Origin of the sequence: Asticcacaulis sp. (assembly GCF_051956075.1) — a bacterium.
GTDB lineage: Bacteria > Pseudomonadota > Alphaproteobacteria > Caulobacterales > Caulobacteraceae > Asticcacaulis.
Map to the genome: position 1 here is coordinate 1 of NZ_JBQCGA010000024.1, position 13,421 is coordinate 13,421.

The following is a 13,421-nucleotide window of genomic DNA, read 5'->3' on the forward strand; positions in this document are numbered from 1 at the left end:
CGACCTGATCGCCGTCGAACTGAATCTTCCAGTCGGGTGTTTCCAGCGACAGGATGCTGGAATGGGCGGTGTCGCCGATATCGATCAGCTTGGCGTCGCCGGATGTGATTTCGTACATGGTGTGGCCGGGCGTGTGGCCGGGCAGGGCGATGCTCGTGATTCCCGGCGCGACCTCGCCGCCGGGCGTAAAGGCTTCGACCTGAGGGCCGATTACGCTGACGAATTGAGCCAGGCCGGGCTGCGCCTTGACCGAGGCCCATTCGGCCTCGGACATGCGCACCTTCGCGTTCGGGAAGGCGGGCTGGCCGTCCTTGGTCATCAGCCCGCCGATATGGTCGGGGTGGGCATGGGTGATCAGCACATCGGTGACGGCGTCGGCTGTGACGCCCGCCTTGGCAAGGCTGGCCTGAAGCGCGCCGCCAATGCCGGTGTCGATCAGCACGAGACGCGCGCCGTCATGCACGAGCAGCGCATCGACGCTGAGGTGGATCGGCGTTGCGGGCGCGCCATGATCGGTCAGAACCTTGCCGATGGCGTCAACGCTTTGGCCCAGCCCGAACACCTTGCCATCATTGGGCGGATTGAAGTCGGCGTCGTGCAGCGCGGTGACGGTCAGGGCGCCAACCTGAAAATCCTGCGCCGCGGGTTGCGGCGCCGTCTGGGCATATGCGCCGGTCGCCATCAGGGCGGCGGCAGAAATCATGAGCGGAAAGGCAAAATGGGGCATGGCGTCACCTGAGGGCTGTTGCAATTCGCATCTTTACGCTGAGCGATGCGCTGTGGTTTCATTCTGAAAGACGAAGTTACGAGATAACATAATCAAATTCAATAAAAACAATATCTTATTTTGCGAATTTTGTTTGACGCGCGCCGTGCAATTTGTCAATTCAGGCGGATAGCCCGGAGCCTTCCCATGCACGATCACGCGCATTCCCATTCTCATGATCATGGTCACGATCATCATGCGCATGGTCATTCTCACGGGCATAGCCACAGTCATGCGCCCGCCGATTTCGGCAAGGCCTTCCTGATCGGCATTATTCTCAATACGTTGTTCATTCTGGCCGAGGTGGTCTATGGCCTCGCCGCCCATTCCCTGTCGCTGCTGGCCGATGCGGGGCATAATCTGTCCGACGTGCTGGGCCTGTTCATGGCCTGGGGCGCCACGGCGCTGGCCAAACAGCCGCCGAGCGCGCGCTACACCTATGGTCTGCGCGGGGCTTCGATTATGGCGGCTCTGGGCAATGCGGTGTTTCTGCTGGTCGCCATTGGCGGCATCGGCTGGGAGGCCATATTGCGCCTGATGCACCCGCAGCCTGCCGAGGGCGTGACGGTGATGATCGTCGCCGGGATTGGTATCGTTGTTAACGGCGTCACCGCCTTCCTGTTCATGAGCGGCGCCAAGGGCGACCTGAACATCCGCGGCGCGTTTCTGCACATGCTGTCCGACGCCGTGGTGTCTCTGGGCGTGGTGATCGCGGGCGGGGTGATCCTGTTCACCGGCTGGCAATGGCTTGATCCGCTGGTCAGCCTGATCATCGGCGCGGTGATCCTGTGGGGGACGTGGGGGCTATTGCGCGACTCGGTCAATCTGTCGCTGCATGCGGTGCCGCCGGGGATCGAACTGAAAAAGATCCGCGCGCTTGTGGCCGCCCGGCCGGGAGTGAGCGAGATTCACGACCTGCACGTCTGGGGCATGAGTACGACCGAGACGGCCCTGTCGGCGCACATCGTCATGCCGGGTGGCCATCCGGGCGATGACTTTTTGCACGACCTGGCGCACGATCTCGAACACTTGGGCGTTCAGCACGTCACCGTGCAGATCGAGATCGCCGACGCGGGCAAGCCGTGTCATCCGTGCCCGGAAACCAATGTCTGATTACATCTTTTCCTTCCAGCCGATTTTGATCAGCCAGAGATTGACCGGGTAGGCGGTTACAAATCCGCACAGCATGGCGATCTGCATCATGAACCAGAATTCGGGCATGGCGGCGGTCAGCTTGACGCCCAGCGGCGCGCCGAAAATCCAGAAATGCGCGATGGCCATAAAGCCATACATGCCGACCTGCCACGCCGTCAGCGACAGGGTGTCGGCCTTGATCGCCGCCCACAGGCCGGGCCAGAAGCTCAAATGCCGCATCGGCGCGATGCTGAAATACTGGAACACGATGCCGAGGCCGAAGGCGATCAGAAAGTCGAACACCCAGACGGCAAAGATGCGCTCGGCAAACACGCTGTGCCAGCCGAAGGTCAGCGCGATGGCCGGAAAGCCGAGCGCCAAAGTCTCGGCCACGATGTCGCCCAGCGTACAGCCCGCGCCGCAATGCGAGGCTCCCTTGGCGACCGCGACCGCGAAGGGCTGTTCGCGCATGGCCATCTTCGCACCCTTTGGCGCTGCCCGGCCCCAGCGCAGGTAAAACCACAGCCAGATCAGGCTGCCGAACAGGGCGCACAGCGGCCAGACCAGGTTCATGATCTTCATCATCTGCGACCGGCGCGTCTCGTCGAACGCGATCCACGCTGCGCAGGCGATGGCGATGCTTAGGGACAGAAGGCTGATCAGGTGAAGCAAGGTCATGCGATCCTGTTACCGCATAGCTCAGACAAATTGCGATAGGGCGGCATTCGGGCTATGTCAAAATCGCCTCAAGGCAGGTCGAGATTTTGGCTTGCATTTGTATTATAATATAATAGGAAGGCTCCAGCAGGGAGAACAAGACGCATGAGCAACCTCGACAAGATCATCCGCCGTTCCGCACCGGGCGCCATTCTGGGCGAAGGGCCCTTGTGGTCGAAGCGCGATAATTGCGTCTATTGGGTCGATATTCTGTCGAACAACCTGCACGCTTACTTTCTCGATGGCCGGTCGAAGACATGGCATTTCCCCGAACATATCACCTGGGTGATCGAGCGCGAGGCGGGTGGTTTCATCGCTGGACTGATGAGCGGTTTCGCCGAGGTCACGCTTGCGCCGTTCAGCATAAAGCATATCGCCAATCCTTATCCGCACGAGCCGGAAAACCGCATGAACGACGCCAAGGCGGACAATCTGGGGCGCATCTGGGCGGGTTCGATGCACAAGCCGGTTGAGAAGGTTTCCGGCGCCTTTTATCGTCTCAATGCCGACATGTCGGTCGATGAGGTCGATGGGCCGTACAAGATCGCCAATGGCCCGACCTTCTCCGCCGATCATAAGAAGGTCTGGCATACCGACACCGGTAAGTCGGAAATCTATGTCTTCGATGTCATTAATGGCGAGCTTGCCAATAAGCGGCTGTGGCTGACCTTCCCGGAAGACTGGGGCGGGCCGGACGGCATGACCACGGACGCGCAGGGCGGAATCTGGGTCGCGCATTGGAGAGGGAAGGATTTGGGGGGACCGGGCCGTGTCACGCGCTTCTTTGAGGACGCCACCGAGGACTTTCATATCGACCTGCCTGCCAAGCAGACGACCAGCCTGTGCTTCGCTGGCGATAAGCTGGATCGCGTCTTCGTCACCTCGGCGGCGGAAAATCTGCCGGAAGACCGTGAAGGCGGGACACTGTTTGAAATACCTTCTGACCTGTTGCGCGGCCACACCGGCCTTGAACCGATGAAATTTAAGGGGTAAGCGAAAGCCGGTTTTCCGCAGGAATTTTCGACACATGACCTACGCCGCGCCCGCCCTGATCGCCTGCGACTGGGGCACCACCAATTTCCGCATGTTCTTATTCGGCACGGATGGCGAGATCATCGCCCGCCACGCCGCCAATATCGGCCTCAAAAATCTGGGCGTGCTGAGCTTCGAGCAGGCGCTGGCCTCGGTGATGAAGGACGATTTCGACCGTCCCGACCTGCCGATCCTGCTGTCGGGCATGGTCGGCTCGCGTCAGGGCTGGGCCGAGGCGCCGTATGTCGCCTGCCCGGCGGGTCTGAAGGAGATCGTCGCGGGTCTGGTGACGGCGCAATCGGACAAGCTCAAGGTGAAGATCGTCCCCGGCCTGTCGTCGCAAAACGCCGATACAGGCATCCACAATGTCATGCGCGGCGAAGAAACGCAGATCTATGGCTGCGCGGGGCCAAAGGGCGAGGGCGTCTTCCTGCTGCCCGGCACCCATTCCAAGTGGGCCAAGCTGGAAGCGGGTGTGATCACCGGTTTCAGCTCCTACATGACCGGCGAAATGTTCTCGCTGCTGAAATCGCATTCGATCCTCGGCGATCTGATGGCCGACGACATTGATGATGTGGACGCCTTCAAACTGGGCGTAGACCGCGCCATGAACGACAAGTCCTTCCTGTCGCTGATCTTTTCGGTGCGCACCGAAGGGTTGTTCGGCAAGATCGCGCCACAGAGCCTGTCCTCTTACATGTCGGGCCTTTTGATCGGCTCGGAGGTGCGTGTCGAGATCCTGCGTCATGGCGTGCGTCCGGTGGGCATTATCGGCGACGGCACGCTGAGCAAGCTTTACAAGCGCGCGCTGGAGCATACCGGCTTCAGCGAGGTCACCATTCACGACGGCGATACCGCTTCGGCCAAGGGGCTGTGGGCGATCGCGCAACAGGCGGAACTCGTTTTATGATTCAGCAAAAATGGCGCGGCGCGACGGCGGCCCTGCCTCTGGTCGCTATCCTGCGCGGCCTCAACCCGTCCGAAGCGCTCGATGTCGGTGAGCGGCTGGTGCGCGCCGGGTTCCGTATTCTGGAAGTGCCGCTGAATTCGCCCGATCCGTTCGTCAGCATCGAGAAGATGGTTCACGCCCTGGGCGATCGCGCCATTGTCGGCGCCGGGACGGTGTTGAGCGTCGAGCAGGTCGAGCAACTGGCCAAGGTCGGCGGGCAAATCTGCATCTCGCCCAACAGCAACCCCGACGTGATCCGCGCCGCCAAACGGCTGGGCATGATCTCGTTTCCGGCCTTTTTCACGCCGACCGAAGCCTTCAACGCCATTGAGGCGGGCGCCGACGCGCTCAAGCTGTTCCCGGCGGAACTGGCGGGCGTGAAGGGCCTGAAAGCCATGAAGGCGGTGCTGCCGCGATCCATGCCGGTCTTTCCGGTCGGTGGCGTGACGCCCGACAATATGCGCGATTTCGTCGAGGCGGGCGCGGCCGGCTTCGGCATCGGCTCGGCCATTTTCAAGCCGGGCGACACGCCGGACGCCGTCTATAAAAAAGCCGTCGCCTTTGTCGAAGGCTGGACGGCGATCCACCCGTCGGCGGGTTAAACCGCTTCGCCAACCTGCTCGAACGCCAGCCGCGCCTCGCGAATCGCGTCGTGATGGGCGTTGGCCCACAGCATCAGGCCGTGCAGGGCGGGCATCAGGCTTTCGCCGAGCGGGGTCAGCCGGTATTCGACTGAGGGTGGGACGGTGGCGAAGACATGGCGGCTGATCAGGCCGTCGCGTTGCAGATCGCGCAAACTTTGCGTCAGCATGCGCTGCGAAATATCCGGTACGGCGCGCTTCAATTCGCCGAAGCGATGCGGACGCGCCGCCAAGGCGAACAGCAACAGGCTGGTCCACTTGCCGCTGATATGATCCATCACGTCGCGCACCGGGCAGCTTGTCGCATCCAGCTCGCCGCATGTCACCTGCGCCAGCATATCCTTGAACATTTCGCGCATGACATTTGTAATGGGGCGCTCAAGCGCCGCGCAGGCTCCTCGCCCATTGCGAAGCGCTAACGCTTCGCTCCTTGAGCGCAAAGCCTCGGGCGGGCGGTCGCCCTTGCCGGATGGCGCGCCATCCGGAAAATCTTTGATCGGTTCCTTCAAAGTAACCATCTCCCGAAAATCTGCCGTCTTTACAGAGCGGCGAAAGCGCCTATCTTGGCAATGATCTCATTTTGAGACTATATACCGATAGGAGACTAAAATGTCCACACTGCTCGTCACCGGCGCCAATGGCAAGCTGGGCCGCTATGTCGTCAACCTGCTGCTGGAAAGGGGCGGCCACACCGTCATCGCCGCCTCACGCGATCCGTCCAAGTTGGCCGATTTCGCCGCCAAGGGCGCGCAAACCCGCCGCGCTGATTTTGACGACTCGGCTAGCCTTGCTGAGGCCTTCAAGGGCGTGGATCGCGTACTGATCATCTCGACCGATTCGCTTGGGGCCGGTCAGCGGCTGCAACAACACTCCAACGCTGTGCAGGCCGCCAGAGAGGCGGGCGCGGCCATTATTTATACCTCTATGCCTAATCCCGAGACTTCTGCGGTGACCTTTGCGGGCGACCATCTCGGCACGGAACAGGCGATCAAGGCCAGCGGCGCGCCCTACACCATCCTGCGCAATGCCTGGTATCAGGAAAACCTGCTCGGCGCCCTGCCGCATGCGCTGGAGACCGGCCAGTGGTTCAGCGCCTCTGGCGAGGGCCGCATCAGCCATATTGCTCACGCCGACTGCGCCGAGGCCGCCGCCGCCGCGCTGACGCTCCCGCCGGAAAACAAGACCTACACCCTGACCGGTCCTGAGCTTCTGACCACGAAAGAGATCGCCGCCCTGGCCAGCGCCGCGACGGGCAAGCCGCTCACCGTCATCGACGTGACGGACGAACAACTGGCGGGCGGTTTGAAAGCAGCGGGCCTGCCCGAAGCGATCATTCCGATGCTCGTCTCCTTCGACGCCAATACGCGCAAAGGCGGCTTCGACGTGCTGACCAAGGATGTCGAAATCCTGACCGGCCATAAGCCGCGTTCGCTGGCGGCCTTCTTCGCGACGGCGTTGTAAAGGGTTTGAACCACGGAAAACACGGAAGTTCAGGGTGTCCTTGCACGACGGAATACAGCGCATGACGTGCATGCGCGTTGTTTTTAACTCATCTTTCACTGCACTTGTAATTTCCGTGTTTTCCGTGCTTTCCGTGGTCAAATCTTGCCCGCGATTGACCGATCCGCTAACCCATGCTGATGCACATCGTTCCCGTCGAATCTCATCATATCCCGGCCCTGTCCGAACTGGCCATCGCCTCGTTCACCGAGACGTTTGGCCATCTTTATCCGCCTGAAGACCTGGCCGCCTATCTGCAAAAATCCTATGCCGAGGCTGCACTGGCGGTCGAGATCGCCGATCCCGCGCAGTTCTGGCGCATCGCGTTTGACGAAACTGGTCGCGCCGCCGCCTATCTGCAATGCGGGCCGGTCAGCCTGCCGCATCTGGACGCCGATCCGGCGCGCGAGGGCGAGTTGAAGCGACTCTATATCCATTCCGATTATCAGGGCCGGGGACTAGGGCGCAGCCTGCTCAATCTGGCGCTTGATCATCTGAACGAACGCTATGGCGCGGCGGCGCAGTGGATCGGCGTGTGGAGCCAGAATCACAAGGCTCAGAAGCTTTATCTGTCGGCGGGATTCGAGAAGGTCGGCGACTATCTGTTCGCGGTCGGCGAAACGCGCGACGAGGAGTTCATCCTGCGCAAAGCGCCCTGATAAATTCGCTTTCCGCCCGCGTGCCGGCGCGCTCTTTCAGCCGCAGCGCATAGAAGGGCCGGGGCGGCAGGCCGATGTCGATCCCCTGCACATCGCCGGTGCGCGCCGCCCTTTGCGTCACCAGCTCCGATAAAAGACTGGCCCCGGCGCCCGCCTCGACCGCGCCGCGCACCGCTTCATTCGACGGCAGCTCCAGCGCAATATTGCGCGCTTCAAAGCGCAGACCCATGCTCGCCAGATGTTCGGCCAGTAGGGCGCGCGTCCCTGATCCCGGTTCGCGCACCACGAATTTCAGGAGCGCCCAGTCTTCCGGCGTTTGTGGCGCCGACGCGCCATTGGGAAGGACCAGCAGCATCCGGTCGCCGTTCAGCCGGATCGCGCTCAGGCGCGGATCGTCCACCGCGCCTTCGACGACGGCGATGTCGGCTTCATGCGACAGCACTTTCGCGGCCGCCAGTTCGGTGTTGAGATGCTCGACGTGCAGGACCAGACCCGGAAACGCCGCCTGAAAACGCGCCAGGCGCGGCGGCAGCCAGAAATTGCCGACCGTCTGGCTGGCGCAGATGCGTAATGATCCGCGCAAGGCGCCCGCCACATCCCGCACCAGCGCTTCGGCCTCGTGCGCGCGCGCCAGCACCGCCCGCGCTTCGGGCAGGAACAACCGCCCGGCTTCGGTCAGCGCGATGCCGCGTCCAATACGGTCGAACAGCTTGACGCCGAAACCCTGCTCAAGCGCCGATACGGCGGCGCTGACCGCCGACTGCGTCAGATAAAGGCTCTGCGCCGCGCGCGTCAGATGCTCGCGCTCGGCCACGGCCACGAAGATGCGCAACTGTTCGAGGGTCATATATCCCCTATATATGCCGCCGCGCGATCGGCAAATTGAAAGCTGATAAGCTGTGCGTCAGGCTGCGCCTATGGCTGATGCTGCAAAACCCACGCCGGAGCAAAGGCGCGCCCGCAAGGCCGAACGACGCGCCAAACAGCGCGCGACGAATCTGCTGCGCGCCGAAAAAATGCGCAAGGCGCGTCTCGCCGATCCCTCCGCGCCTGCGCCCGCCAGCGACGCCCTGCCTAACGTCAATATCGGCTGTTCCGGCTGGTTCTACTGGGACTGGAAGGGCAAATTCTATCCGTCGCAGATGCCGACAAAGGAGTGGTTCGGCCACTATGCCGAACATTTCACGACGGTCGAGCTGAACGCGCCCTTTTATGGCTGGCCGACGGTTAATGCGATCAAGGGCTGGCTGCGGCAAGCAGGCGAATTACCCTTCATCTACACCGTCAAGGTTTCCGAACTGATCACACATATCCGCCGCTTCGAGGACGTTCAGGATCTGATCCGCGACTTCGGCTATATCGCCGACCTGCTGGGCGAACGCATGGGCTGTTTCCTGCACCAGTTTCCGGCCAGCTTTCCGTACACGCCGGAACGGCTTGACCGGATCGTTTCGCAACTGGACCACAGGCGGCGCAATGTCATCGAATTCCGTCATGAAAGCTGGTGGAACGAAGCGGTCTATGCCGCGTTTCGCGAGCACGGGACGATCTTCTGTTCGACCAGCGGGCCCAACCTGCCGGACGCGATCATTCGCACCGCCGATGAGATCTATGTACGATTCCACGGACCTGAGCGCTGGTATCGCTACGACTATTCGGATGCGGAATTGTCCGATTGGGCGCGGCGCATCCGCGAGAGCGGCGCACGGCGCGTCTGGGCCTATTTCAATAACGATTACAACGCCTATGCTATCAAGAACGCGCAGGCCTTACGCAAAATGCTCTCGGATCAACCTTGACGCGCGCGCTGGCGTAGCCACAGGGTCAGGGCCCACGCATAGCCTTCGTTCTTGAGGTTTACCAGCGCCTGCAACGGCTCCAGCCAGACCAGTTCGTGATCCGGCTCGCACTTGGCTTCGGGGATAGAGCCGATCAGGCGCATCTCGAAGAAATGGCAATGATTGTTATAGGCCGTGCCGTCATCATGGATGAAATAGTGCAGAAGGTCGGTGATCGGCCGCACGACCTCGACCTTCAGACCCGTCTCCTCGCCGAATTCGCGCACCACGGCGATCTCCGGCGTCTCGCCCGGATCGACCGCGCCGCCCGGGAAGTCGTACTTGAAATTGTCATAGCCGATGCGCGCGCAGGCCAGCTTGCCGCCGCGCAGCAGTACGCCATAGCCTGCGCTGCGGGGCCGGTAGTCCCGGCCCGGCAGCTTGTCGCCGAACTGCTTCAAAGGCGCGCTCATTCGCCGTGCAGCACGGTCCACGGATCATCGACCTTGTTGCCGACGAAATCGTCATAGGGGGTGGCGGGCCAGCCGACGCCCATCGTCTTGGAATCGCGCCAGGCGTCGAGAATGGCGTCGCGCAGGTTCGCGGCGCCCAGCGCCACCTGTTTCGTAATGAAAGCCTTGCCGCGCGGATCGCCGTCGGCAAAGCCGCCATCCTTGTAAAGTTGGTACATTGGGATGACCTGATCGAAGCTGGCCTTCAGCTTGGTCGTGAAGCAGGTCATGACCGGTTCGGTGCAGGGCGTATAGTCCGGTTCGTATTGTTTCAGGTCGGCCTCGGTGACATTCTTGGTCACATAGGGCCCTTCGAGCGGCACGTGGATGTGATCGGTGGTGAAACCCTGCGGGTTGGGGAAATTGCCCCAGCCATTGTAGTGGATCGACAGATGCAGAGGTTGGGTGGCGTCGCCAACATAGTGCGCCATGACGCCGATATCGTACTTGATCTGAGCTTCGCGACGCAGGCGGTCGGCGTGATACCAGGCCTTCTTGTCCTTGTCGCTTTCGCGGGTCTCCATCAGGCTGACCACGCGCCAGTAGGCGAAGTCCTTGACCACCTGCTGATACGTGTCCACCTCGGCATAGGGCAGGTAACCCGCGCGATCGGGATCGCCGCCCTTGGCCGAGATGGCGGTCGCGTATTGCGAGCGCTTGGCGGGCAGATTGTCCAGCGTCATGCCGGCCAGCGTCGTCCCGTCGTCGTTCAGGTCGATAAAGTGCAGGGCGTCGCGTTCGGCATGCACATCGCCCGCGCCGCGCCAGCGGTCCGGCTCGTTGGCGTATTCGCCGATGTCGGCCATCGCTTCTGGCGTGCGCAGGAAGGCCGGGACATAGGACGGCAACAGGCGCACGCCCTCCATGCCGATCAGGCGGTGGCCGGTCGAGCCCCAGGCCCAGGCGACGCCCGCCGCCGCCAGACCCATAATCACCACAGAGGCCGCTATCGCCTTACGCATGTCTTTCGTCCTTAACCTTGTCCGTTTCTGTTGAAACGTATCTCTAATCCGTTTCCGGTGCGAGAGTCACCTCAAGACCGTTCAGATCGTCGCGCATCAGGATCTGGCATGACAGGCGCGATGTGCGCTTGACCAGAAACGCCTCGTCCAGCTTCTCATCTTCTTCGTCCGATTTCGGAACCAGCCTATCCAGCCATGACTCGGCGACATAAACATGACAGGTCGCGCATTCCAGCGCGCCGCCACACTCGGCCTTGATGGGCAAACCGTTGTCGCGGATGATCTCCATGATGCGCCAGCCCTCAAGCGCGGGCAGGGTGTGAACCTCGCCGTCGCGATCGGTGCAGACAATGTACAGTTCGGTGTCGGACATATGTTTTCGCCGCTTGATTTAAGAAACCGGGTTTGCGTTTAAAACCCCGGAGTCAAAATCGCCAACGATAATTTCTGGCTCAAGCCTTTAGTTCGGACCTTTGAGGCCGCGGATGCGCAGTTCATGCAGATAGGCCGCGACGTCCATCAGGGCGGCGTTCATCTGATCGCGCACGCGCTCCAGTCGCGTCGCAGCGCCCGCATCGTCGCCGCGTTCAGCGGCCTCTGCGGCGGCGGCCAGGGCGTGTGCGCCGATTCCCCCCGCCGCACCCTTGATCGTATGCGCCGCATCGCGCCAGCCTTCATGACCCGTGGTCAGAAGCGGCGCCCATAGCTCACATTGATGCTGAAACAGGCGCAGCACCTCCTCGATAACGGCGGCGTCATTCAGCGTATAGGCTTCAAGATGGCCGAAATCGACGGCTCCGGTCAGGTCTCTGCGCGCCAATGCCTTGCTCTCCAAGCTGTCGCGAAAAAATACCACATACCCCGATTTTACGCTTGAAACCCAGAAGAAAATGGCTATGTTCCGCCGCTCACCGCCGGACAATACCAACACCGGCGGTTCTGAAATGGTTTGGGTGTGTAGCTCAGTTGGTAGAGCAGCTGACTCTTAATCAGCGGGTCCACGGTTCGAGTCCGTGCTCACCCACCAACCATCACTTCGCAGACGTCCGCTGACGTTGAAAAAATCAATAAAATCTGATACATTTGAGTTTGAACGTACACGCTTGTCCGTCCTCATTCAGGGGTATCCGGCGTTTTTGGGGTCTCTTTTTGGGGTCACGGCAAATTCACCGGAAATGTGACCCCAATGGCCATGACAGACGCCGCGTTGAGGGCGGCAAAACCTTCTGATAAGCAATACAAAATGTATGACAGTGCGGGGCTGTTCGTTATCGTCCGCCCGTCCGGTCAGAAGCTTTGGCGCTTTAAATACCGATTGGGACTCAGCGAGCAGCAGATGTCTCTTGGCACGTACCCGCTGGTCTCGCTGAAGGATGCGCGCTTAAAGCGCGATGATCTACGCCGAAAGCTCCTCGACGGCGTTGATCCCGCAGGCGAACGCAGAAAGGCCGAGCTTGCGGCCAGAATGGCCGCCGGAAATACATTTGGCGCGGTCGCACGGGAATTGCTCGACAAACTGGAAATGGAGGGCTGCGCCAAAGCCATGCAAATCCGCAACGAGCGGTTCTTCAAACAGCTAGAGCCCGATCTGGGCCGCCGCGCGGTTATCGATTTTGAGCCGGTTGAAATTTTAAGCGTATGGAAGAAATTCGAGCGACGGGGAATATATGAAACCGCAAAGCGGCTGCGGTCATTTATCGCCCGCGTCTACCGATATGCGATTGTAACAGGCCGGGCGCGCCAAAATCCGGCTTCAGACTTGGGCGAGGCGCTAATCAAGCCGAAGAAGAAGCACCTAGACCATGGCCGCGCTGCACGCTGAAAATTTCGCTGATCGGATGCCCACGGAAATCGACCGTGAGCGAGCCAACCAGCTGCGCCAAATTCTGGCTGAGTTGATCTCCGATGATGTGCCCGTCTCAATGAAGTTGGCTCTGGAAAAGGGCCAAATGGCGGAGGTGACGTTGTCACCCCTGCTGGCTCAGACCTTTCTCGATATCTCTCGCCTGATTTCCAGCGGCAAGAGCTTCAGCATCATGCCAGTCAATGCCGAGCTGACCACGCAACAGGCGGCTGACATGCTGAATGTGTCACGCCCGTATCTTGTGAAATTGCTCGAAAACAACGAAATCAATTTCACGAAGACGGGGCGCCACCGCCGGATCAAAGCCGAAGACCTTTTTGCCTATAAGAAAAAGCGTGACTCGGAGCGAGCGCGCATCCTATCGGATATGGCGCGAGAAGATGCGGAAAACGGATATCTATGAGCGACAGAGCCGATCCGGTTTCAATTGTCGTCGATGCCAATGTGCTCGCCGGCGCCCTGACGCCCAATATCATCCTCAGCCTAGCCGAGGCGGGTTTCTTCCGGTCGTACTGATCATCCCGAATTCTCGACGAATTCGAGAGATATTGCGCGGAACGGACTGGCAGCGCGGAAAACGCAAAGAGGCAGCGCGATCGCATTGAGGCCGGCTTTCCAGAAGCCATCGTCAACGGTCTCAAGATCATCGAGGACGGCCTCAACCTGCCCGATCCAGACGATTGCCACGTCCTTGCGGCGGCGATCAAAGCGAAGTCCGGAGTGATCGTAACCGAGAATGTCAGGGATTTCCCGGCCCAGGAGCTAAATTGTTAATTTCCATCGAGAACTGACCCAGTATTTTCACTGAGAACTGACCCGTCTAAAAGGTATAATCCTATGGGTCAGTGTCTGGTCAAGTCACAGTTTTCTCCCTTCTCGATTTTACCGTTGCCGTGCTGGCTTTGAA

General features: G+C 60.6%; 18 protein-coding genes and 1 tRNA gene. 11 read left to right on the plus strand and 8 right to left on the minus strand.

Annotated elements, in window-relative coordinates:
• The coding region (locus tag ACTHLA_RS06275; RefSeq protein WP_440186327.1) for an MBL fold metallo-hydrolase at nucleotides 1–727 on the minus strand (727 nt) is incomplete at its 3' end.
• Between the two features lie 186 nt (nucleotides 728–913).
• On the opposite strand from ACTHLA_RS06275, the gene ACTHLA_RS06280 reads away from it, so the two are divergent.
• Nucleotides 914–1,879, plus strand: coding sequence for a cation diffusion facilitator family transporter (locus ACTHLA_RS06280; RefSeq protein ID WP_440186329.1), 966 nt, complete (start codon nucleotides 914–916; stop codon nucleotides 1,877–1,879).
• On the opposite strand, the gene ACTHLA_RS06285 is transcribed toward ACTHLA_RS06280, so the two are convergent.
• Nucleotides 1,880–2,578: a DUF4396 domain-containing protein gene (locus ACTHLA_RS06285; protein ID WP_440186331.1), complete on the minus strand. Its 699-nt coding sequence runs from the start codon at nucleotides 2,576–2,578 to the stop codon at nucleotides 1,880–1,882.
• A gap of 144 nt (nucleotides 2,579–2,722) precedes the next feature.
• Between ACTHLA_RS06285 and ACTHLA_RS06290 the strand changes: the two genes are divergently transcribed.
• The 3 genes from ACTHLA_RS06290 to ACTHLA_RS06300 are packed head-to-tail and all read left to right on the plus strand — an operon-like array spanning nucleotide 2,723 to nucleotide 5,200.
• Complete coding sequence (locus ACTHLA_RS06290; protein ID WP_440186333.1) at nucleotides 2,723–3,610, plus strand: SMP-30/gluconolactonase/LRE family protein; 888 nt, start codon at nucleotides 2,723–2,725, stop codon at nucleotides 3,608–3,610.
• Between the two features lie 34 nt (nucleotides 3,611–3,644).
• Complete coding sequence (locus tag ACTHLA_RS06295; RefSeq protein ID WP_440186335.1) at nucleotides 3,645–4,559, plus strand: 2-dehydro-3-deoxygalactonokinase; 915 nt, start codon at nucleotides 3,645–3,647, stop codon at nucleotides 4,557–4,559.
• On the plus strand, nucleotides 4,556–5,200 hold the full coding sequence (locus ACTHLA_RS06300) for a 2-dehydro-3-deoxy-6-phosphogalactonate aldolase (protein ID WP_440186337.1): 645 nt from the start codon (nucleotides 4,556–4,558) through the stop codon (nucleotides 5,198–5,200). Before ACTHLA_RS06295 ends, ACTHLA_RS06300 begins: the two co-directional genes overlap by 4 nt.
• Here ACTHLA_RS06300 and ACTHLA_RS06305 read toward each other — a convergent pair.
• Complete coding sequence (locus ACTHLA_RS06305) at nucleotides 5,197–5,748, minus strand: winged helix-turn-helix transcriptional regulator (protein ID WP_440186339.1); 552 nt, start codon at nucleotides 5,746–5,748, stop codon at nucleotides 5,197–5,199. The two genes, ACTHLA_RS06300 and ACTHLA_RS06305, sit on opposite strands and share 4 nt — an antisense overlap.
• Before the next feature lie 100 nt (nucleotides 5,749–5,848).
• Here ACTHLA_RS06305 and ACTHLA_RS06310 point away from each other — a divergent pair, with 100 nt between their 5' ends.
• Together ACTHLA_RS06310 and ACTHLA_RS06315 are read left to right on the plus strand one after the other, a co-directional pair.
• Nucleotides 5,849–6,700, plus strand: coding sequence for an SDR family oxidoreductase (locus ACTHLA_RS06310; RefSeq protein WP_440186341.1), 852 nt, complete (start codon nucleotides 5,849–5,851; stop codon nucleotides 6,698–6,700).
• A 173-nt stretch (nucleotides 6,701–6,873) separates the two neighbouring features.
• Nucleotides 6,874–7,398, plus strand: coding sequence for a GNAT family N-acetyltransferase (locus ACTHLA_RS06315; RefSeq protein ID WP_440186343.1), 525 nt, complete (start codon nucleotides 6,874–6,876; stop codon nucleotides 7,396–7,398).
• On the opposite strand, the gene ACTHLA_RS06320 is transcribed toward ACTHLA_RS06315, so the two are convergent.
• Nucleotides 7,376–8,245 (minus strand): LysR substrate-binding domain-containing protein, encoded by an 870-nt coding sequence (locus ACTHLA_RS06320; protein WP_440186345.1) that lies wholly within the window; start codon nucleotides 8,243–8,245, stop codon nucleotides 7,376–7,378. The genes ACTHLA_RS06315 and ACTHLA_RS06320 overlap by 23 nt on opposite strands.
• 70 nt (nucleotides 8,246–8,315) lie before the next feature.
• Here ACTHLA_RS06320 and ACTHLA_RS06325 point away from each other — a divergent pair, with 70 nt between their 5' ends.
• The gene (locus ACTHLA_RS06325) at nucleotides 8,316–9,197 is read left to right on the plus strand and encodes a DUF72 domain-containing protein (protein WP_440186347.1); all 882 of its coding nucleotides are present in this window, start codon (nucleotides 8,316–8,318) and stop codon (nucleotides 9,195–9,197) included.
• Here the strand turns inward: ACTHLA_RS06325 and ACTHLA_RS06330 are convergent.
• The 4 genes from ACTHLA_RS06330 to ACTHLA_RS06345 form a co-directional block, all read right to left on the minus strand.
• Nucleotides 9,188–9,637 (minus strand): NUDIX domain-containing protein, encoded by a 450-nt coding sequence (locus ACTHLA_RS06330; RefSeq protein ID WP_440186349.1) that lies wholly within the window; start codon nucleotides 9,635–9,637, stop codon nucleotides 9,188–9,190. The two genes, ACTHLA_RS06325 and ACTHLA_RS06330, sit on opposite strands and share 10 nt — an antisense overlap.
• 8 nt (nucleotides 9,638–9,645) lie before the next feature.
• Nucleotides 9,646–10,650 carry a hypothetical protein gene (locus ACTHLA_RS06335; RefSeq protein ID WP_440186351.1) on the minus strand — a complete coding sequence of 335 codons (1,005 nt, stop codon included), beginning with the start codon at nucleotides 10,648–10,650 and terminating at the stop codon, nucleotides 9,646–9,648.
• Nucleotides 10,651–10,693: 43 nt separating this feature from the next.
• Nucleotides 10,694–11,023 (minus strand): 2Fe-2S iron-sulfur cluster-binding protein, encoded by a 330-nt coding sequence (locus ACTHLA_RS06340; protein ID WP_440186353.1) that lies wholly within the window; start codon nucleotides 11,021–11,023, stop codon nucleotides 10,694–10,696.
• A gap of 87 nt (nucleotides 11,024–11,110) precedes the next feature.
• A complete protein-coding gene (locus tag ACTHLA_RS06345) occupies nucleotides 11,111–11,470 on the minus strand; it encodes an Hpt domain-containing protein (protein ID WP_440186355.1) in 360 nt (119 codons plus the stop codon).
• Between the two features lie 131 nt (nucleotides 11,471–11,601).
• Here ACTHLA_RS06345 and ACTHLA_RS06350 point away from each other — a divergent pair.
• The 4 genes from ACTHLA_RS06350 to ACTHLA_RS06365 all read left to right on the plus strand — a co-directional run bounded on the left by ACTHLA_RS06350 (nucleotide 11,602) and on the right by ACTHLA_RS06365 (nucleotide 13,288).
• Nucleotides 11,602–11,677: transfer RNA gene (locus tag ACTHLA_RS06350), tRNA-Lys, on the plus strand.
• A gap of 159 nt (nucleotides 11,678–11,836) precedes the next feature.
• Nucleotides 11,837–12,472 (plus strand): tyrosine-type recombinase/integrase, encoded by a 636-nt coding sequence (locus ACTHLA_RS06355; protein ID WP_440186357.1) that lies wholly within the window; start codon nucleotides 11,837–11,839, stop codon nucleotides 12,470–12,472.
• Nucleotides 12,453–12,917: a helix-turn-helix domain-containing protein gene (locus tag ACTHLA_RS06360; protein WP_440186358.1), complete on the plus strand. Its 465-nt coding sequence runs from the start codon at nucleotides 12,453–12,455 to the stop codon at nucleotides 12,915–12,917. Before ACTHLA_RS06355 ends, ACTHLA_RS06360 begins: the two co-directional genes overlap by 20 nt.
• 122 nt (nucleotides 12,918–13,039) lie before the next feature.
• Nucleotides 13,040–13,288, plus strand: coding sequence for a PIN domain-containing protein (locus ACTHLA_RS06365; protein ID WP_440186360.1), 249 nt, complete (start codon nucleotides 13,040–13,042; stop codon nucleotides 13,286–13,288).
• Nucleotides 13,289–13,421 lie beyond the last annotated feature (133 nt).